The organism is Dermacoccus barathri (genome assembly GCF_015070805.1).
GTDB classification, from domain to species: domain Bacteria; phylum Actinomycetota; class Actinomycetes; order Actinomycetales; family Dermatophilaceae; genus Dermacoccus; species Dermacoccus abyssi.
On record NZ_JADCTK010000001.1, the window covers coordinates 305,177 to 324,276 of the forward strand.

Consider the following 19,100-nt stretch of genomic DNA (forward strand, 5'->3'; position numbering starts at 1 on the left):
AGATCGACGAGCATCCCGCCTTCGTCGGGATGTCCGCCCTTATCGCCCACCGCGATCCCGGCGTTCGATTAACCCCAATTGATGGCCGCTCACGCGTACCCGGATCACGTGTTTCGTGACTCGCTCGAGTGGCCGTCCTGCGCACCCTTTACGCGTGAGGAGTCCCCATGACTGCCCTGCCCGCCGAGCACGACACAGCGCTCGCCGCCCTGCCCAACGCCCTGCACGTCAAGCCGGGCACCGAGTGGAGTTCGGTCCTCGACCGCGCCGCCACCGCCGCCCCGGAGGCCTTCGGCGAAGGCCGCCTCAAGAACCTCGTCGGTGGTGAGTGGCTCTCCAACGGCACCGACGAGATGCTGACGAGCCCCGTCGACGGCAGCTCGCTCATCAACCTGCCGAAGCTCTCCGTCGAGGAGGCTCAGGCCGCAGTCCACGCCGCGACGCAACAGCACCGCGAGTGGCAGGACGTTCCGCTGGCCGAGCGCAAGAAGCGCGTCCTCGCCGCCGTCGAGGCGATGACCCAGGTGCGCGACGACCTCGCGCTGCTGCTCGCCTGGGAGATCGGCAAGCCGTGGCGCCTGGCCTGCGCCGATGTCGACCGCGCCCTCGACGGCGTGCGCTGGTACGTCGAGGAGATCGACTCGATGATGGACGGCCGCCGCCCGCTCGAGGGGCCGGTGAGCAACATCGCGAGCTGGAACTACCCGATGTCGGTGCTCGTGCACTCCGAGCTCGTGCAGATGCTCGCGGGCAACGCCGTCATCGCGAAGACGCCCTCGCAGGGCGGCGCGACCTGCCTGACGCTCGCGCACGCGATGATGGCGCGCGAGGGACTGCCCGCGACGCTCATCTCCGGCAGCGGCGCCGACCTCTCCGAGGTGCTCGTGCGCTCACCCGAGATCGGTGCCATGGCCTTCGTCGGTGGACGCTCGAACGGCGGCAAGATCGCCGCGCAGCTCGTCGACACCGGCAAGCGCCACATGCTCGAGCAGGAGGGTCTCAACGCCTGGGGCATCTGGAACTTCTCCGACTGGGAGGGCCTGGCCGCCCACCTCAAGAAGGGCTTCGAGTACGGCAAGCAGCGGTGCACCGCGTACCCGCGCTACGTCGTGCAACGCGAGCTGGTCGACACGTTCCTCGAGATCTACCTGCCCATCGTGTCGGAGCTGAAGTTCGGCCACCCGCTGGCCGTCGAGAACGACGACGACGATCTGCCGGAACTCGACTTCGGCCCGATGATCAGCGCCTCCAAGGCCCGCGAGCTGAGCGAGCAGGTCGACGACGCGATGCACCGCGGCGCCGTGCCGATCTACCGTGCCGACGTCGAAGCGCGCGGGCGCTTCCTCGAGGGCCAGGACACCTCGGCCTACGTCGCCCCGACGACGCTGCTGTCGCCCGCAACGGCCAGCTCGCTCATGCACGCCGAGCCGTTCGGCCCGATCGACACGATCGTCGTCGTCGACACCGAGGCCGAGCTGCTCGCCCAGATGAACGCGTCGAACGGTGCGCTCGTGGCGAGCCTGGCCTGTGACGACGAGGTGCTCGCACGACGCCTCGCGCGCGAACTGCAGGCGTTCAAGGTCGGCATCAACAAGCCCCGCTCGCGCGGCGACAAGGCCGAGCCGTTCGGTGGGTACGGCGCCTCGTGGCTCGGCTGCTTCGTCGGCGGCGAACTGCTCGTGCAGGCCGTGACCGAGGGGCCCGAGGGCGAGATGCTCTACGGCAACTTCCCGGAGCACTCGCGCTACCCCGAGCGCAGCTGATCCGTCGCTCTCCCCACGTGCCCTCCGGCCCCTGCGGTCGGAGGGCACGTTGCACCGCGCGGAAGGGTCGCGCAACGTCCGGCAAACTCTCGGTGAAGCCCCTGGCGTGTCGCTGACGGCGTCGGCGACGGTGAGCACGTGAGCCTCACCGACATCGCGTTCGCCCACCGGGGCGGCGCCGGCCTCGCGCCCGAGAACACCCTCGCCGCGTTCGAGATGTCGCACGCCCTCGGCCTGCGCCTGCTCGAGACCGATGTCCAGGTGACGAAGGACGGTGTTGCGCTCGCCTTTCACGACGCGACCCTCGCGCGAACGGCCGGGATCGACGCGCGCGTGCGAGATCTCACGTGGGAGGAACTGCGCGCCGTCCGGGTTGGCGGTGAGCCGATCCTGCGCCTCGACACCCTGCTCGACGCCTTTCCCGACGCGAGTTTCCTCATCGATCTCAAGACGGTGCGCGCAGCGGCCCCACTCGTCGACGCCGTGCGCCGCACGCGCAGTGCCGAGCGCGTCTGCGTCGCCGACGGCCGAGACACCTGGCTGCGCGATGTCGCCGAGACGACCGGCTGCGCGCGTTCGCTCGGCTGGCGCGGCCTGTTGACGCTCATGGGTGCAGCGAAGACGGGCACCCGAGCCCCGCGGCGCGTGCTTCACGGCGCGTTCGCCGCCCACATCGCCACCCGGCTGGGCGGCATCCCGTGGATGGCGGATGCGCGAGCCGCCGCACGCCTGGTCGACATGACGCACGACGCCGGGCTTCGCCTCGTGACGTGGACCGTCAACGACAGCGCCCAGATGACCCGCTACCTCGACGCGGGCGTCGACTCCGTCATCACCGACCGACCGGACCTGCTGCGTGAGGTGCTCGTCGCCCGCGGCGCGTGGACGGCGCCCGAAGGTTCGCCGCTCGTGCGCGCTCAGCCGAAGCGCACCGCCCCCGAGGAACTGACGCGGACTCCGACACGCGCGCCCTCGTCGAGCGTCGCGGCAGTCGGCGCGTCATCGCTCGGATAGGCGATCGCCTCCAGTTCGCGTCCCGGCAGCGCGTCGAGGGTGACGCTGACGTGCGTCGCCTCGCCCGACGCCGACACGCGCACGACCCTTCCGGGCAGAGCGCCGGGGGCGTCGACCCCGACGACCCGCAGGCCACCGCGCCGCAGCGCCCAGGCAGCGCGTTCGAGGCCGAGTCGCTGTGCCTCGTCCGGGGTGAGGTGCGTGGTGAACCCGAGGAAGTCAGCGGTCTCCTCGTCCACCGGGTGAGCCCAGACCTCGCGCGTCGAGCCGTGCTGAACGATGCGACCGTCGCGCATGATCGCCATGTCGTCCGCGACCGTGAGCGCTTCGTCGTGATCGTGTGTGACGAAGAGGGCCGTCGCACCCTCGGCGAGCAGAACGGAGCGCAGATCGCCCGCCAGGCGTTCGCGCAGCGAGCGGTCGAGAGCCGACAGCGGCTCGTCGAGCAGGAGCAGCCGGGGGCGCGCGGCGAGCGCCCGCGCGAGCGCAACCCGCTGCTGCTGGCCGCCCGAAAGCGTTGCCGGACGGCGTGATTCGAGCCCCGAGAGCCCCACGAGGTCGAGCAGTTCGGCCACGCGGGCATCACGCTCGGCGGCCGGTGCGCCCCGTCGCGCCAACGCGTACGCCACGTTGCCTGCCACGTCGAGGTGGCCGAAGAGTTGCCCGTCCTGGAACATGAGCGCGAAGTCTCGCTTGTGGGTGGGCACGCGTGTCACGTCGGTGCCGGCGAAGGCGATGCGCCCGGCCTCGAGCGCCTGCAGACCGGCGACGGCGCGCAGGAGCGTCGACTTGCCGCAGCCGCTCGGGCCGAGCACGGCGAGCACGCGCCCGCGCGGCAGCGTGAGGGAGACGTCGTCGAGTGCCGGTGTGGCGTTGCCGGCGAAGGTGACGCGGGCGTCCGTCACCTCGAGGCCTCCGGCGTCCTCCCGATCCTGGGGCTGCGTCATCCGTCCATCCTTCCCGCGGCGCTGCCGCCGATGCGTTCCACGGCAGCCATGACGAGGGCCGTCACCGTCGCGAGCAACACGGAAGCTGCCATCGCGGCGCCGAAGTTGCCCGCGCCGGGGCGGCCGAGGAGTTGATAGATGAGCACCGGTAGCGTCGGCGACTCGGGCTGGGCGAGAAACGCCGTCGCCCCGAACTCGCCGAGCGAGACGGCGAGGGCGAACCCCGCCGCGGCGACGAAGGGACGCCACAGGTGTGGCAGGTCGGCCGTCATCCAGGCGCGCAACGGGCTCGCGCCGAGGGCGGCCGCGGCTTCACGCGACCTCGGGTCGAGCGAGCGCAGCACGGGTACGAGCGTGCGCACGACGAGCGGCAGCGCGACGGTGGCCTGCGCGATCGGGATGAGGATCGGCGAGCTGCGCAGATCGAGCGGCGGACGGTCGAGGGTGAGAAGGAAACCGAAGCCGACCGTCACGGCCGAGACGCCGAGCGGCAGCATGAACGCAGCGTCGAGGCCCGCAATGACGCGGCGGCCGCGCGGCGTGCGAGCCCGCCACGAGACGACGACCGACACCATGACGCCGAGCGCGAGCGCGAGCAGAGCCGCGTCGAGGGCGATGCGCCACGAAACCGAGAGGGCGGCCAGGGCGGCCAGTTCTCCGCCGAGCGCGCGGTAGTGCACGAGGGACCAGCCGTCGCCGTCACGCAGCGAGCGCAGGACGAGGGTGAAGAGAGGTGTGACGACGAGAGCCAAGGCGAAGAGGGTGGCAGCGAGCGCCGGGGCGTCGGATCGGGTGACTCGGCGCGGCTCGTCGGCCACCGCGACGCCGCGGCGCACAACGGAATCACTGCGCCGCAGACCCGAGCGGGCCCGCTCGGCGCCGAGCAGCAACAGCGCGACGAGGGCGAACTGCACGGTCGAGAGCACCGCGGCGGCGCGCAGGTCGAGGAACTCGACCGTGAGCGAGTAGATCTCTGTCTCGAGCGTCGCGTAACGCAGCCCGCCGAGCATGAGCACGATGCCGAACGCCGACGAACAGAAGAGGAACACGACCGTCGCGGCACTGACGACGGCGGGACGCAACGCCGGCCACGTCACCGTCCGGAAGACCTGGGCGGGCGATGCTCCGAGGCCGGCTGCCGCCTGCGCGGTGCGCGGGTCGAGGGAGGCCCACATCGGCCCGACCGTGCGCACGACGACGGAGATGTTGAAGAACACCATCGCGAGCAGCACCGGCTGCCACGTTCCGTCCCACCCCAGCGCCGCGAGCGGCCCGCCGGGGGCGAACAGCGAGCGGAACGCCACGCCGACGACGACCGTCGGCAACACGAACGGCAGGACGACGAGGGCACGCCACAGCCCCGCCAGCGGCACCCGCAAGCGGTAGAGCACGTGCGCGACGGGCAGCCCGAGCGCCACCGAGCAGCAGGTCGCGAGCGCCGCCATCCACAACGTGAACCACAGCACGCGCAGGGTGCGCGGGCGGGTGACGACGTCCCAGGCACCCGCGAGGTCAACGCCCCCACCGTCGCCCGTGACGCCGCGCACCGCCATCGCGAGAACCGGCCACGCGAAGAAGATGCCGAGGAAGACGAGCGGCACCGCGGCGAGCAACGCGAGCACGAGCACGCGCGGGAACGACGAGGCTCCCGCGCGTGCTCGTGCTGCCGGCGCAGCCACGCCGTCACGGCTCACTTCGACGTGACGTCCTTCCACTGCGTCAGCCACGTCTGACGCTTCTCGTCGATCTGCGCCGGCGAGACGTCGATCGTCTTCTCGGCGGGCTTCACCGTCTTCGCCCACTCAGGCGGCAGCTCGACCGAGGAGTCGACCGGGAAGACGTACATCGAGTTCGGCAACGACTTCTGGAAGCTCTTGCCGTTCATGAAGTCGATGAACGCCTTGGCGCCCTCGGGGTTCTTCGCGCCCTTGATGACGCCCGCGTACTCGTTCGAGCGGAAGCACGTGTTGCCGAGCGCCGACGTCGTCGACTTGCCCGCACCGTCCACCGTGAACGCCGGCGAACTGTCGTAGCTGACGACGATCGGGCGGCTGCCCTTGCCCTCACCGGCGGTGTAGTCGACGTTCCAGGCGTCGCTCCAGCCCGACGTCAGCTTGAGGCCGTTGCTCATGAGCTTCGTCCAGTACGGCTTCCAGCCGTTCTCGCCGTACTTGCCGACCGTGGCGAGGAAGAACGCCATGCCGGGCGAACTCGACGAGGCGCCTGGCGCCACCATGAGGTTCCTGTACTCCGGCTTCGTCAGGTCGTCGAGGCTCGCCGGCTTCTTCTTGTTGTTCTTCGTGAACCACGCGTCGTCGACGTTGACGCACACCGACGCCGTGTCGATGGGCGACAGCACGCCCTTGCCCTGGCCGTCCGGCAGGTCGTACGTCGACGTCGACGCAGCGGCAGCCTTCGACGTGTACGGCTCGAGCACGCCCTCCTTCGTCACCCGCGACGCGAACGTGTTGTCGATGCCGAAGACGACGTCGCCCGTCGGATTGTTCTTCGCGAGCACCAACTTGTTGGCCAGGGTGCCCGCGTCGCCCGACTTCGACACCTTCACGGTGTAGCCGGTCTGCTTCGTGAACTCGTCCATGACGTCTTTGTCGGGCGCCCAGGACTCGTGGGTCACGAGCGTCACCGTCTTGCTCTTCGCATCCGACGCTGACGCCGACGACGTCGTCTTCGTGTCACTGACGCTGCACGCCGACGTCGCCAACACCGCAACACCGGCCACCAGCGCAGCCACCGTCGTCGGGACGGGGTGGGAACCACCCGTCCGCTCGGTCACGTGGAACTTGCTCATCACGACGTCCTCCTCACCTCGAGTGAGGGACCACGCCCGCAAGCGGCACGAGCCGCGCACGAACGGGTGAGTCTCGACTTCCTCCGCCGGTGCTAACCGGTTCAGGTTCGAGGGTTTAGTGCCCTACCTCGGCACGATCTCAGCGCAACGTGCGCTCCCCTGTCGTTCGCAGGCGACATTACACGTCGACCAATCGGCCCGCACGACTGGCGAACACACAACACCGCCTGCGAATATGGGCACAAGACATTGACCACCCTTGGAAGGGGAGACAACATGGGCAACCTCGTCTGGAAGGTACTCAGCCTCGGCGCCGGAATCGTCGCCAGCAAGGCAGCCACCACCGTCGCGACCAAGGGCTGGAAGACCGCCACCGGCAAGAGCCCGCGCAGCGCCAAGGACCCGAACGCCGGCATCCTCGAAGCCGCCATCTACGCCGCCATCTCCACCGGCGCCCTCGCCGCCGCCAAGATGTACGCCGAGCGTCGCGCAGCCGACTACTACACCAAGTCCGCCGGCCACCCGCCGCAGGCGCTCGTCAAGCGCGCCGAGGAAGAGGCCAAGGAAGCCAAGAAGGGCAAGAGCCAGGCGCCTGTCGTCGTCATGAAGTGATTCCCTTCGTGCTGTCGCACCGAGCGTGACGGCCTCGCAGGCTCGGCCGTCACGCTCGGTGCGACAGCACTCGGGGGAGTCCGCTTCCAGCGGGGTCGCGCACTCAAGAGTGTTGCGGCCCCGTTGTCGTACCCAGCTCTTCATACCCGCCGGGTTGATCGTTTCCCTTCGTGCGGTGCCCAAATCGTCGTACCGCAAGGCTTTTCTCCCCCTTTGGGGTGAAGTGTTACGACGCGTCATGACGGGAGTTTTCGCGTTCCTTCCGCCGCACCGCGACGCGCTGTAGCGTCATCGCATGACGACGACGTCCGCGGGTGAAAACCCCACCAACAGCGGCCCCCACGAGGGCGTTCCCGGCGCGTTCTCCGCGTACCGCGACTACATCCCCGCCACCGAGGGTGTGCACGATGAATCCGTCACCGACGACGCCAAGATGCGGCCCGACTACTGCACCGTCCTCGGCCGCATCGAAGCCCTCGGCTCCGAACGCCTCACCGCGCGCCTCCGGGAAACCGCCGATGACCTCGAAGAACTGGGCGTCACGATCAACTCCAAGGACGGCAACCGCCCCTACCCCATCGACATCGCGCCCCGCATCATCACCGCCGAACGCTGGGCCGAGATCAGCGCCGGCCTCGAACAGCGCGTGCGCGCGCACGAGCTGTTCCTGCGTGACGTCTACGGCCCGGGCGAAATCCTCAAAGCCGGCCGCATCGACCGCGAGGCCCTGCGCCGCGCGCCCGGCTACTCCAAGGACGGCCACAAGGTGCCCGAAGGGTTCGTCCGCGCCGGCCTGTGCGGGCTCGACCTCGTCTCCCCCTCCGCCGGCGAATGGATCGTCCTGGAGGACAACTTGCGGATGCCCGGTGGGCTCGGCATGAGCCACATCAACCGGCGCATCCTCGAAGACCACTTCGCCGAGATCCTGCCCACGCCGGGCAAACTGCGTCACCCCCGCGAGGCCTACCCCATCCTGCGCGAAGCCTTCCTCGCGGCAGCAGCTCTCGTCGAGGGCGCAAACGCCGACGACGAACTCGGCCTATGCATGGTCTCCCCCGGTGAAACCGACACCACGTGGTACGAGCAGAACCTCGTAAGTGGCGCAATCGGCGCGGCCCTCGTCACCGCCGACAAGCTGCTCGTCGACGACGGCATCCTGTACCGCCTCGACGGTGACGAACGCCGCCGCGTCCACCTCCTCAATCCGCGGATGGGCGAGGAGGAACTGTTCGGCTCCGAGGGCGCCGACGGGCGCAAGCTCGGGGAAACACTGCGCGACGTCATGGCTGCCGGTGCCGTCACCATCATCAACGCCCCCGGCAACGGTCTCGCCGACGACAAGGCCGTCTACGCACTCGTGCCCGACATGATCGATTTCTACCTCGGCGAGGAACCCCTCATCGGCCAGGTGCCGACGTTGCTGTGCTCCGACGAGAAGCAGCGCGAGGAGGTCCTCGACCGGCTCGACGAGCTCGTCGTCAAGCCCATCGACGGCTACGGCGGCACCGGCATCACCGTCGGTCCCGAGTGCTCTGAGGACGAACTCGAGGAGCGACGCAGCGAAATCCGAGAGACGCCGGAGCGGTTCGTCGCGCAGGACATCATCCCGCTCTCCACACTGCCGGCCCTCTCCGACGGAGCATTCGCGCCCAGTCACGTCGATCTGCGAGCCTTCGTCATGCAACGCCCCGACCCGGACGACCCCTCGCGCACGATCGCCCAGACGGCGCCCACCGCGATGACGCGAGTCGCTCCGGTGGGCACGATGATCGTCAACGTCTCCGCGGGTGGAGGCGGGAAGGACACCTGGATCAAGTCGTGAGCTTCAACCCCCGAACGAGCGAGACCTCGCCCGCCCGGCCGTCGGTCCGCCACTCCCTTCACCCGTGCCTGTCCCCCGACGGCAAGCTGCTCGCCGCCGTCGTCATCGACGAGGACGGCTACCCGCACGCCGTGCAACGTCCGCTCGCCACGCCCGACGGCGTCGGCGCCGGCCCCGAACGCACCGTGCCCATCCCGACGCCGGGCCCGGTGCGCAACGTCGCGTACTCCCACGACGGTCACTGGATCGCCTGCGAGGTCGGCCCCGACGGTGGTGAGCGCGAGGAGATCTGGCTGTTCACCACCGACCCGGACGACCAGAGCGCCGTCAACCCGTTCGAGTTCACCGACGCGACCGTGCAGATCGTCTGCTGGGACGGCGTCGAACTCGCCCTCACCGCCATCGACGACTCGGGTCTGGCCGAAGGTCGCGTCCTGTCCGCCGTCACCCAGGACGTGCGCGTCGTCGACCGGCGGGTCGGCGGCGAACTCGTCCACGTCCGCGACGGCGTGGCGCTCTTCCGCGTCGGTTCGCGTGGCCACCGCGAATTGCTGCGCGTCGACGTCGGCGGCGCCTGGTGGCCGCTTCTACCGCCCGACCCCGGGTCGACGACCGACGCCGGCGTCGTGCTCGACGCAGGGCACGAGAGCGGCGTCATGCGAGCCCTCGTGCGCAGCGACCACCACGGCGAACGCTTCCGTCTGCTCGACGTGCGCGTCGGCCCCGACGGCACCGACGTCCGTGAACTCGCCGCCCGGGCGGACGCCGATCTCGACGAGTTCTCCGTCAGCCGTGACGGTTCCACCGCCACGCTGCTGTGGAACCACGACGGTCGCAGCCGCATCCAGATCCTCGACCTGCGCTACGGCGAACCCCGCGAACTCCCCGCGCCGCGCTTGCCGAAGGTCGTCGTCACGTCGCCGTCCCTCACCGCGGACGGACGGCTGCTCACGTTCTGTGTGCAGGGCCCCGAGTTCCCACCGCGCGTCGTGCTCTGGGACGTCGCGCACGGCACGTGGACCGGCGACGAGCCCGGCGCGAACCTGTCGCCCGAGTATCCGAGGCCGCCCATCGGCGCGCCCGGCCCGCTCGCGCGCTACAGCGCGGAGCCGAAGGGCGAAACGGCAGCGCCCGACCCCCAGGCCGACGAGGCTGACTCACGTCCCCTCACCGTGCTCGTCGACGCCGGCAGCGCGACGTTCGTCCCCGAACTCGTGCGCTACCCCGCACGCGACGGCCTCGAGCTCACGGCGTGGGTCTACCGCTGCGGTGACGAGCCCGCGCCGACGATGGTCTACTTCCACGGTGGCCCCGAGGGGCAGTCGCGGCCGAGCTACAACAACGTGCTGCGTCAGGCCGTCGACGCGGGCTACACCGTCGTCGCGCCGAACGTGCGTGGTTCGTCCGGCCAGGGGCGTGCGTTCAGCCACGCCGACGAGCGCTACTCGCGCCTGTCAGCCATCGACGACGTCGCCGACACCGTCGCCCACCTCGTGAAGACCGGCATCTCCGACCCCGAGAAGATGGTGGTCAGCGGACGCTCGTACGGCGGTTACCTCACCCTCGCGACGCTCGTGCGTCACCCCGAGCTGTGGCGTGGCGCCATCGCAGCCTGCGGCATGAGCGACCTCGAAACGTTCTACCGCGACACCGAGCCGTGGATCGCCGTCGCCGCTCTGCCGAAGTACGGCCACCCCCTGCAGGAGCGCGAACTGCTGCAGGAGTTGTCGCCGATCCACGGGCTGGGAGAGGTCATCGTTCCCGTGCTCTTCGTCCACGGCGCGCACGACACCAACGTGCCCGTCAACGAGACACGTCAGGCCATCGCCGTCCTGGAGTCGAACGGGGTGGGCACCGACCTGCTCCTGTTCGAGGACGAGGGCCACGAGTTCGTCAAGAGAGCCAACCGGCACCAGCTCGGTGACCGGGTCGTCGCATTTCTCGAGGAGGTACTGGGCTGATGTTCGGTCGAGGCAAAGGTTCCAAGGCGTCGGGGGGCGACCTCGCCGCGCAGGTCGTCGAGTGGCGGCGGTGGCTTCACGAGAACGCCGAGCGTTCGTACGAGGAGCACGAGACGACGGATTACGTCGCCTCAGTGCTCGAGGACATGGGCCTCAAGGTTCACCGCTTCGACATGGGCACCGGTCTGTGGTGTGACGTTCCCGCCGCCGACGGAGCCTCGTCGAAGGACGTCGTGGGGCTGCGCGCCGACATCGACGCCCTGCCCATGACGGAGGACACGGGGCTCGACTTCGCGAGCGCCAACGAGGGCGTCAGCCACGCGTGCGGGCACGACGCGCACACGGCCATGCTGCTCGGCGCCGCGTCGCTGCTCGTGGCCGACCCGCCCCCGCAGCCCGTGCGCCTCATCTTCCAGCCGGCCGAGGAGACACAGCCCGGCGGTGCGAAGAAGTGCGTCGAGGAGGGCGTCACCGACGGTCTGACGCAGCTCATGGGGTTGCACTGTGACCCACACCGTCCCACCGGTGAGGTCGGAGTCATCGCCGGCCCCATCACCTCCTCGAACGCCAACTTCGGCATCACCGTGACGTCGTCGGGCGGTCACACGGCCCGTCCGCACGAAACGGGCGACACGATCTTCGCCGCTGCGCAGATCGTCACCGGGCTGACGGCGGCGCTCGACCGCCGCGTCGACCCGCGCGCCGGCGCGGTGCTGACGTTCGGTTCGATCAACGGCGGCAGTGCGGTCAACGTCATCCCCGCGAAGGTGGAGATGTGGGGCACGCTGCGCAGCGCGAAGCGTGCCGTGTGGGAGATCGGCGAGGAACTCGTCACGACGTCCGTCGCGTCGATCGCGGCCACGTTCGGCGTGGAGGCTGAGGTCACGTACACCCAGGGGCCTCCGCCGGTCATCAACGACGAGGAGTGCGCCGAGCGGGCGCGCGCGGCCGTCGTCTCGGTGTTCGGTGAGGAGGGTGTCGGCACAGCGGAGCAGTCCTCCGGCGGCGACGACTTCTCCTGGTACCTCGACTCCGTGCCCGGCGTCTACCTACGCTTCGGCGTCCACTCCGGCAAGGGCGAGGAGACCGACCTGCACCACCCGGGGTTCCTGCTCGACGAGGACGCACTCGCCGACGGCGCCCGCCTCTTCGACGCCTTCGCCCGCGGCTGACACCACGCTCCGGCCCACATGGTGACAGTTGGGGTACTTGGTGACGTTCAACCGTCACCAAGTACCCCAACTGTCCCCAACTTCTCCAGGGGCTTCACGCCGCTCGCGTGACAGCCATCGCCTCGCGGATCGTTCGAACCACCCGAACCGGCGCCGACAGGTCGCTCCAGGTGAAGCGCACCACGACGTAGCCAAGTCGCCGCAGTCGCATTTCGCGTCGCTTCTCGGCACGCAGCGCCTCGGGGTGCGTGTACTTCACCATGCCGTCGAACTCGAGGACGACACGAGTCCCTTCGACGAGGAAGTCAACGCGGGCGAACGGGAGCGACTCGTCGTCCCAGATCTCCACCTGCGGAATCACTGCGATTCCGGCATCCCGGCAGATCAACCGCAGGAGTGATTCGCCGGCGGATTCGATCGCTCCGTCGGCGAGCTCGACCGCTGCACGAGCCTGCCCGACACCGGCCTTGCGACCGTAGGCGACCAGTGCTGATTCGAGCTCCCCCGGGGTTCCGCCCTCGAACAGGTAGGAGTCGGCACTCACGACACCCGCCCGCAGACCTTCGTGTGCGGCAACCTCGATGGCGGCCTCAGCGGCAGCCTGCACACCCAGCCCATCGACCTGCTCCGGCGCCTCGCCCCAGGCCCGACGGCACACGAAGTCGTCGCGCCTCGATTGCACCCGTGGGTGGCGCGCCACTTCGATGCGATCAGGGAAGCGCAGGACCGCGAGCCGGTGAACCACGAGGGCGGATCCGCCGATGAGGTGCGCCCCCGGGAGCGTCTGCAGGAGTGCCTCACAGCGGCGCACATGGTGAAGTCGACGAGCGGCGAAGTGGTCCATGTCCGCGGCGCACGGATCGACGATGCCGTACGCCCCGTAGCTGTACGGCGTCACGAAGCCTGCGCGACGCCACGCCCTCAGCGTTGAGACGTCGATCCCTGCGGAGGCGAGATCACGCCGGGTGACGTAGGTGAGGCCGTCTGCCAGACGGCGGGCGAGATACGGCGGTAAGGGAGCGGCGGGCATGTCTCAAGGCTGGATCGACTCGGCAACGTTGTCACGCATGGCCATCTCGACCCTGTGGATAACTCGGAGTTGGTGGCAGTTGGGGTACCTGGTGACGGTTGAACGTCACCAGGTACCCCAACTGTCACCAACTTCTGGCGCCTCCTGCGTCAGGCGCGGCGGCGGTGGAAGAAGTCGGTGAGCACCTCGGCGCACTCTGCTTTCCGGATGCCGCCGACCACCTCGATGCGGTGCGTGGAGCGGGAGTCACGCACGACGTCCCACAGCCCACCGCACGCGCCGGCCTTGCGATCCCACGCGCCGAGCACGATGCGCGGCAATCTCGCCTGGACAGCTGCACCGGCGCACATGAGGCACGGTTCGAGCGTGACGACGAGCGTGCAGCCGTCGAGGCGCCAACTCCCGCGGGACGTCGCGGCCCGCCGCATCGCGACGATCTCCGCGTGCCCGGTCGGATCGCCGTCCGCCTCACGCAAGTTCGCGCCGACACCGATCACGGCGCCGCTCTCGTCGACGACGAGCGCCCCCACCGGAACGTCCCCCGCAGCCGCCGCCTCGCGCGCTCGGGCGAGGGCGTCCGCCATCCACGTCGCATACGTCGTCTCTACGGCAGGTGCTGCAGGCAGGTCCACGGGTTAAGTTTGTCCCATGCGTGTCATCGTCGCCGACCACCCGCTCATCTCGCACAAGCTCACGACGCTGCGGGACAAGCGCACCGACTCCCCCACGTTCCGCCGTCTCGCGGACGAACTCGTCACGCTGCTCGCGTACGAGGCCACGCGCGACGTGCGCGTCGAAGAGGTCGACGTCGAGACCCCGGTGACGAAAGCGCGCGGCATCAAGCTCGCCACGCCGCGTCCCCTCATCGTGCCGATCCTGCGCGCCGGGCTCGGCATGCTCGACGGCATGGTGCGGCTGTTGCCGACGGCGGAGGTCGGCTTCCTCGGCCTGGTGCGCAACGAGGAGACCCTCGAGGCCACGACGTACGCCAACCGCCTGCCCGACGACCTCTCGAGCCGCCAGGTCTACGTCGTCGACCCGATGCTCGCCACAGGTGGCACGCTGGCCGCGACGATCGACTACCTCGTCGAGCGCGGCGCCGACGACATCACCGCCGTCGTCCTCATCGCGGCGCCCGAAGGCGTCGAGAAGCTGCGCGAGCTCACGGCGCACATCAACGTTCCGATCACCGTCGTCACCGGCGCGATGGACGAGAAGCTCAACGAAAACGGCTACATCGTGCCCGGCCTCGGCGACGCGGGTGACCGCCTCTACGGCATCGCGAAGAACGACGCCTGAGATTCGCCGTCACTGGCGGCGCGACGGCTCAACCCAGGTCGATCGTGTCGCCCCAGCCGATGTCGCGTGCCTGCTTGTAGAGCGCGCCCTGCTTCTTGCTCACGACGGCGCGGCGCACCTGTCCACTGGCGTTCGAGGCATCGTTCGATTCGCACACCTGCAGTTCGACAAAGCCCTTGTTCTTGCGCGGGTGCCGGATGACACGCGCCGGCTGCTCACTGGCTGACGCGTCGGCGGCCGGAGCCGCGAAGCCCTGCGCGAGATGCGCCGGTCGTCGCACCATCGCGACGTAGCTGAACTTCTCGTCCTCGTGCGACAATTCGCCGCCCTTGATCTGCCGGTGCACCGACGAGCGATTCACCCGGGCCGCGAAGTGACACCAGTCGGGCTCGTCCTTCGCCAGCAGGGGGCACTCGCCTTGGTGCGGGCACGGCGCCGCCACCTGCCAGGTCTCCGCGAGCAACTGATCGCGTGCTCGCAGGATGCGGCGGTAGCCGTCCGGCGTCCCGGGTTCGACGATGACGATGGCGCGCGTCGCCGCAGCAGCCGCCTCGGCGACGATCTTGTCGGCCTGCTCGCTCGTCAGTTCACTGAGCACGTACGAGACGGTGACGAGGTCAGCCCCACCCGCGGACGGCGACCCGACGGAGACGTTCCACGACCCGACGCGCCCTTCCTGCCATACGGTGCGCGCGAGCGCGGACACCCCGCTGGCCTTCGCCAAGCGCTGCCCCAGGTCGAGTGCTTCGGGCACCTGATCGAGAACGCTCACTTCCTCGAGCGAGTCGAAGACGTCAGCGGCCGCCCAGGCCGCGGCCCCCGTCCCGCCGCCGAGGTCGGCGAGCGAACGCACGGAGCCCGCCTCGAACGTCCCCGATGCCGCGAGCGCCCGCAGCGCGGCGCGCACCGCGCCGAACGTCGCCGGCATCCGGTAGTGGGCATAGGCCAGGACATCGACCGGTTTGGCGAGGATGGGGTCGGACGCCGCAGCGACCGCGCGGTAACGCGTCGACAGCCGCTCGACGGCCGTCGTCAACTGCTTGAGCGCCGTCCCCGAGGCCTCGCGCTCGAGGGCTTCACGCAACGTCATCGACAGATCCACAGGCGCGAGCCTACTGATCCGTGCCCCGGCGCGCCTTCTTCGCTCATACCCCAGGCGCTGGAAGAATGCACGAGTTGCCCGTCCCTCTTTGGGCGCGTCGCCCACCCGAGAGAGAAGACATCGAAATGGACAAGATCAACTTCAAATCGATCCTGAAGTTCTTGTTGTTCGCGTTCCTCATCTACGCCATCTTCAGCTCGCCCGGTCAGTCGGCGGACGTCGTCCGCTCCATCGGCAACGTCCTGCGCAACGCGGTCACCAACCTGGGCGAGTTCTTCGACGCGTTGCTCGGCAAGAGCTGACGCCATGGGCCCGCTGCGCCCGACCCGCCCGTCCGAGAGCGTCGCCGGGTACCTCGCCAGGAACGAGCACGTCGTTCTCGAGATGAAGCAGCACTGGGCGCAGCTCCTGCCCGCCCTCAGCTCCTGTCTGCTCGGCCTCGTCCTCGTCGTCGTCGCGGGCCTCAGCGCCCCCGCCTGGATGGGCCCGGTGACCAATGCGGCCTGGTGGATCTGGTTCGTCCTCCTCCTTCACTTCGTCTGGCGCCTCTTCGAGTGGTGGGACAAGACCTTCGTCATCACGAACAAGCGCCTCATCCTCCTGCACGGCCTCTTCTTCAAGAAGGTCGCGATGATGCCGCTGTCCAAGGTGACCGACATGTCGTACAACCGCTCCCCTGCGGCGCGCATCCTCGGTTACGGCACGTTCGTCATCGAGTCGGCCGGCCAGGAGCAGGCGCTCAACGTCATCGACTACGTGAGCGAGCCCGACTCGAAGTACCGCGAGATCTGCGGTCTCATCTTCGGCGTCGGTGACGACGAGGACCACCCCTCGCAGCATCCGCATCATTCGGACGAGGTGTTTGACCCGTACCGCGACGAAAACAAGACACTCCCGGTCCGCGTTCGCACGCGCGACACGCAATTCGGGACAGACGAACGTCCCGGTCGCACCCGCGGACCGGTTCCGCGCTCCAGCGATGAGACCGATCCTTACGGAATGGTCACATTCAGCCGTCCGCTCTGGGCCGACGAGCGTGACCGTGCTTACGGTGAATTTCGTGACGTGGGCGAGGAATCGGACGACACGGACGATGACTCGGCTTGGTCGGTGAGCCGCGAACACGCGACCGCCCCACAGACCATCCGACGCTCTCGGTATGCGGACCCACCCTCCACATGGCGAGACGGCGAGTAATCTCACACGGTTAAAACTCACCTGTGGAAGGTCGCTCCTATGAGCCTTTTGCGTACCAAGTCGATCGAGGCTTCGATCGCTGACTCGGAGGCATCCGAGTTCCAGCTGAAGAAGAATCTCTCGGCTCTCGACCTCACCGTTTTCGGTATCGGCGTCATCATCGGCGCCGGTATTTTCACGGTGACCGGCAGCGCCGCCGCCACGATGGCCGGCCCTGCCATCGTCCTGTCGTTCCTGCTCGGCGCCGTCTGCTGTGGCCTCGCCGCGCTGTGCTACGCCGAGCTCTCCTCGACCGTGCCTGTCTCGGGTTCGGCCTACACGTTCTCGTACGCGACGATGGGTGAACTCATCGCCTGGATCGTCGGCTGGGATCTGCTCCTCGAGCTGATCCTCGCCGCCGGCGTCGTCGCTCAGGGCTGGAGCGCGTACTTCAACATCCTGTTCGGCGAGTGGGGCCTCAAGCTGCCCGAGAAGCTGCAGGGAGGAACCGGCTGGTTCGACCACTTCGACCTCGCCGCCTTCGGTCTCGTCGCCGCGCTGACCTGCCTCATCGCCGTCGGCATCAAGGAGTCGCTGCGCATCAACTTCGCGCTCGTGGCTGTCAAGGTCTTCATCGTGCTGTTCATCATCGTGATGGGTATTCAGTACATCGACTCGAAGAACTACACCCCTTTCATCCCGCCGGCTCAGCCGCTCGAGGGCGAGTCGCAGACGATGCACCGCCCGCTGTGGGAGATTCTCACGGGCATGGAGCCGCAGGCCTTCGGCGTCATGGGCGTCATCTCAGGTGCTGCCCTCGTGTTCTTCGCCTACATCGGCTTCGACGTCGTCGCGACGACGGCCGAGGAGACCCGCAACCCGAAGCGCGACCTGCCGATCGGCATCATCGGCTCCCTCGTCGTATGCACCATCCTTTACGTATCCGTCTGCCTCGTCATCACCGGCATGGTGAAGTACGACAAGATCGACCCGAAGGGAGCGCTCGCTGCAGCCTTCCGAGACGCGGGGCACCCCGGTTACGCGCAGATCATCTCCGCAGGTGCTGTGGCTGGTCTGGCCACCGTCGTCATGACCCTCATGATCGGCGCCACCCGCGTCATGTACGCGATGTCGCGTGATGGCCTCCTGCCGCGCGGCATGGCCAAGACGAACCCCAAGACGGGTACGCCGGTGCCGATGACGCTCGTCATGGGCTTCCTCATCGCGGTGGCTGCGGCCACCATCCCGATCGGCGAGTTCGAAGAGATGGTGAACATCGGTACCCTCTCGGCGTTCTTCCTCGTCTCGCTGGCCGTGCCGATCATGCGCAAGGCCCGCCCCGACCTCGAGCGCCCGTTCAAGGTGCCGGGCAGCCCGGTTCTGCCGTGGCTGTCGGCGGCGATCTGCCTCTACCTCATGCTCAACCTGCCGGTGGAGACGTGGCTGCGATTCGCCGTCTGGCTCCTCATCGGCTTCATCATTTACTTCGCCTACGGTCAGCGCCACTCGCGCGTCGGTCGCAACCCGCAGTTGCAGGGCGGCGTCGGTGACGGCGTGTACGCCACCGACCTCGACTCCTCGGTGGGCGAAGGATTCACGAAGGACGAGCGCTACTCGTCCGACGAGCGCCACTGACGCTCACCTTCGGGTCACGAGGGCCTCGCTCCGGCAATCTGCTGGGGCGGGGCCTTCGTCGTGCCCGGCTCGGACACCTGAACGGCCGCGTAAACTTGGCTGGTCGCCCCGAGCCCGGAGCGGCCACCCGCCCACGTCACACCAGAGGTTCGTTCATGGCCATCCGCCCCATCACCATCGTCGGCCACAAGGCTCTGCACTCCCCGACGAAGCGGGTCAAGGAGATCACGGACGACATCCGCACCCTCGTCGACGACATGTTCGAGACGATGGAGGCCGCGAATGGCGTCGGCCTCGCGGCGAACCAGGTGGGCGTCAAGCAGCGCATCTTCGTCTACGACTGCCCCGACGACGACCTCGGTGAGAACCGCAAGGGCGTCGTCATCAACCCGAAGCTCGAGAAGGGCCGCGTGCCCGCCGGCGAGGCCGACGAGGAGAACGACAACGAGGGCTGCCTCTCGGTGCCGGGCGAGCACTTCCCGACGGCGCGCGCCGACTGGGCGAAGGTGACAGGTACCGACCTCGACAGCAACGAAGTCGTCCTCGAGGGCCATGGCTTCTTCGCCCGCATGCTCCAGCACGAGACCGACCACCTCGACGGCTACCTCTACCTCGACCGCCTCACCCCGACGATGCGCCTCGAGTCGCGCGAGGCCGTCAAGGACCGCGGCTGGCAGTACGACGGCCTGACGAAGTGGGACCCGGCCACCACGAAGGCCGAGGACGTCTGAGCTTAGTCCGGCACTCGAACCCACCAT

17 protein-coding genes and 1 riboswitch are annotated in these 19,100 nt (G+C 68.8%); of the genes, 11 read left to right on the top strand and 6 right to left on the bottom strand.

Annotated features, from left to right (window positions below; all coding sequences use genetic code 11):
- Positions 1-167 precede the first annotated feature (167 nt).
- Both IM689_RS01430 and IM689_RS01435 read left to right on the top strand, forming a co-directional pair.
- Positions 168-1,763 carry an aldehyde dehydrogenase family protein gene (locus IM689_RS01430; RefSeq protein WP_193642574.1) on the top strand — a complete coding sequence of 532 codons (1,596 nt, stop codon included), beginning with the start codon at positions 168-170 and terminating at the stop codon, positions 1,761-1,763.
- A 138-nt stretch (positions 1,764-1,901) separates the two neighbouring features.
- Complete coding sequence (locus tag IM689_RS01435; RefSeq protein ID WP_193642575.1) at positions 1,902-2,777, top strand: glycerophosphodiester phosphodiesterase family protein; 876 nt, start codon at positions 1,902-1,904, stop codon at positions 2,775-2,777.
- Here the strand turns inward: IM689_RS01435 and IM689_RS01440 are convergent.
- From IM689_RS01440 to IM689_RS01450, 3 genes are read right to left on the bottom strand one after another with little or no spacing between them, the layout of a single operon-like run.
- Entirely contained in the window at positions 2,681-3,724 is a 1,044-nt protein-coding gene (locus IM689_RS01440) for an ABC transporter ATP-binding protein (RefSeq protein ID WP_193642576.1), read from the bottom strand. The genes IM689_RS01435 and IM689_RS01440 overlap by 97 nt on opposite strands.
- Positions 3,721-5,451, bottom strand: coding sequence for an ABC transporter permease (locus IM689_RS01445; protein WP_319803750.1), 1,731 nt, complete (start codon positions 5,449-5,451; stop codon positions 3,721-3,723). Before IM689_RS01445 ends, IM689_RS01440 begins: the two co-directional genes overlap by 4 nt.
- Positions 5,415-6,533 carry a thiamine ABC transporter substrate-binding protein gene (locus IM689_RS01450; RefSeq protein ID WP_193642577.1) on the bottom strand — a complete coding sequence of 373 codons (1,119 nt, stop codon included), beginning with the start codon at positions 6,531-6,533 and terminating at the stop codon, positions 5,415-5,417. Before IM689_RS01450 ends, IM689_RS01445 begins: the two co-directional genes overlap by 37 nt.
- Before the next feature lie 61 nt (positions 6,534-6,594).
- Positions 6,595-6,704: riboswitch (TPP riboswitch) on the bottom strand.
- A gap of 105 nt (positions 6,705-6,809) precedes the next feature.
- Between IM689_RS01450 and IM689_RS01455 the strand changes: the two genes are divergently transcribed.
- From IM689_RS01455 to IM689_RS01470, 4 genes are all read left to right on the top strand, one after another.
- Positions 6,810-7,145, top strand: a complete 336-nt coding sequence (locus IM689_RS01455; protein ID WP_047310552.1) for a DUF4235 domain-containing protein — start codon at positions 6,810-6,812, stop codon at positions 7,143-7,145.
- A 295-nt stretch (positions 7,146-7,440) separates the two neighbouring features.
- Complete coding sequence (locus IM689_RS01460; RefSeq protein WP_193642578.1) at positions 7,441-8,967, top strand: circularly permuted type 2 ATP-grasp protein; 1,527 nt, start codon at positions 7,441-7,443, stop codon at positions 8,965-8,967.
- Complete coding sequence (locus IM689_RS01465; RefSeq protein WP_319803751.1) at positions 8,964-10,928, top strand: S9 family peptidase; 1,965 nt, start codon at positions 8,964-8,966, stop codon at positions 10,926-10,928. Before IM689_RS01460 ends, IM689_RS01465 begins: the two co-directional genes overlap by 4 nt.
- Positions 10,928-12,100 carry an amidohydrolase gene (locus IM689_RS01470; RefSeq protein ID WP_193642579.1) on the top strand — a complete coding sequence of 391 codons (1,173 nt, stop codon included), beginning with the start codon at positions 10,928-10,930 and terminating at the stop codon, positions 12,098-12,100. Before IM689_RS01465 ends, IM689_RS01470 begins: the two co-directional genes overlap by 1 nt.
- 94 nt (positions 12,101-12,194) lie before the next feature.
- On the opposite strand, the gene IM689_RS01475 is transcribed toward IM689_RS01470, so the two are convergent.
- Both IM689_RS01475 and IM689_RS01480 read right to left on the bottom strand, forming a co-directional pair.
- Positions 12,195-13,130 carry a DUF559 domain-containing protein gene (locus IM689_RS01475; RefSeq protein WP_193642580.1) on the bottom strand — a complete coding sequence of 312 codons (936 nt, stop codon included), beginning with the start codon at positions 13,128-13,130 and terminating at the stop codon, positions 12,195-12,197.
- A 149-nt stretch (positions 13,131-13,279) separates the two neighbouring features.
- Entirely contained in the window at positions 13,280-13,714 is a 435-nt protein-coding gene (locus tag IM689_RS01480) for a nucleoside deaminase (protein WP_193642835.1), read from the bottom strand.
- A 64-nt stretch (positions 13,715-13,778) separates the two neighbouring features.
- On the opposite strand from IM689_RS01480, the gene upp reads away from it, so the two are divergent.
- Positions 13,779-14,429 (top strand): uracil phosphoribosyltransferase, encoded by a 651-nt coding sequence (gene upp, locus IM689_RS01485; RefSeq protein ID WP_129663991.1) that lies wholly within the window; start codon positions 13,779-13,781, stop codon positions 14,427-14,429.
- Between the two features lie 28 nt (positions 14,430-14,457).
- Here upp and IM689_RS01490 read toward each other — a convergent pair whose 3' ends face one another.
- The gene (locus tag IM689_RS01490) at positions 14,458-15,531 is read right to left on the bottom strand and encodes a small ribosomal subunit Rsm22 family protein (RefSeq protein WP_319803752.1); all 1,074 of its coding nucleotides are present in this window, start codon (positions 15,529-15,531) and stop codon (positions 14,458-14,460) included.
- A gap of 125 nt (positions 15,532-15,656) precedes the next feature.
- Here IM689_RS01490 and IM689_RS01495 point away from each other — a divergent pair, with 125 nt between their 5' ends.
- From IM689_RS01495 to def, 4 genes are all read left to right on the top strand, one after another.
- Positions 15,657-15,833 (top strand): hypothetical protein, encoded by a 177-nt coding sequence (locus IM689_RS01495; protein WP_165357884.1) that lies wholly within the window; start codon positions 15,657-15,659, stop codon positions 15,831-15,833.
- Positions 15,834-15,837: 4 nt separating this feature from the next.
- Positions 15,838-16,728, top strand: a complete 891-nt coding sequence (locus IM689_RS01500; RefSeq protein WP_193642581.1) for a PH domain-containing protein — start codon at positions 15,838-15,840, stop codon at positions 16,726-16,728.
- A gap of 39 nt (positions 16,729-16,767) precedes the next feature.
- Positions 16,768-18,342, top strand: coding sequence for an APC family permease (locus tag IM689_RS01505; protein ID WP_193642582.1), 1,575 nt, complete (start codon positions 16,768-16,770; stop codon positions 18,340-18,342).
- Positions 18,343-18,497: 155 nt separating this feature from the next.
- Positions 18,498-19,073 (top strand): peptide deformylase, encoded by a 576-nt coding sequence (def, locus tag IM689_RS01510; RefSeq protein WP_193642583.1) that lies wholly within the window; start codon positions 18,498-18,500, stop codon positions 19,071-19,073.
- The last annotated feature ends 27 nt before the right edge of the window (positions 19,074-19,100 follow it).

Coding starts and splice junctions, on each gene's coding strand:
- IM689_RS01430 (WP_193642574.1), top strand. CDS start 168: ATGACTGCCCTGCCCGCCGAGCACGACACAGCGCTCGCCGCCCTGCCC.
- IM689_RS01440 (WP_193642576.1), bottom strand. CDS start 3,724: ATGACGCAGCCCCAGGATCGGGAGGACGCCGGAGGCCTCGAGGTGACG.
- IM689_RS01450 (WP_193642577.1), bottom strand. CDS start 6,533: ATGAGCAAGTTCCACGTGACCGAGCGGACGGGTGGTTCCCACCCCGTC.
- IM689_RS01455 (WP_047310552.1), top strand. CDS start 6,810: ATGGGCAACCTCGTCTGGAAGGTACTCAGCCTCGGCGCCGGAATCGTC.
- IM689_RS01460 (WP_193642578.1), top strand. CDS start 7,441: ATGACGACGACGTCCGCGGGTGAAAACCCCACCAACAGCGGCCCCCAC.
- IM689_RS01470 (WP_193642579.1), top strand. CDS start 10,928: ATGTTCGGTCGAGGCAAAGGTTCCAAGGCGTCGGGGGGCGACCTCGCC.
- IM689_RS01475 (WP_193642580.1), bottom strand. CDS start 13,130: ATGCCCGCCGCTCCCTTACCGCCGTATCTCGCCCGCCGTCTGGCAGAC.
- IM689_RS01480 (WP_193642835.1), bottom strand. CDS start 13,714: ATGGCGGACGCCCTCGCCCGAGCGCGCGAGGCGGCGGCTGCGGGGGAC.
- upp (WP_129663991.1), top strand. CDS start 13,779: ATGCGTGTCATCGTCGCCGACCACCCGCTCATCTCGCACAAGCTCACG.
- IM689_RS01495 (WP_165357884.1), top strand. CDS start 15,657: ATGGACAAGATCAACTTCAAATCGATCCTGAAGTTCTTGTTGTTCGCG.
- IM689_RS01500 (WP_193642581.1), top strand. CDS start 15,838: ATGGGCCCGCTGCGCCCGACCCGCCCGTCCGAGAGCGTCGCCGGGTAC.
- IM689_RS01505 (WP_193642582.1), top strand. CDS start 16,768: ATGAGCCTTTTGCGTACCAAGTCGATCGAGGCTTCGATCGCTGACTCG.
- def (WP_193642583.1), top strand. CDS start 18,498: ATGGCCATCCGCCCCATCACCATCGTCGGCCACAAGGCTCTGCACTCC.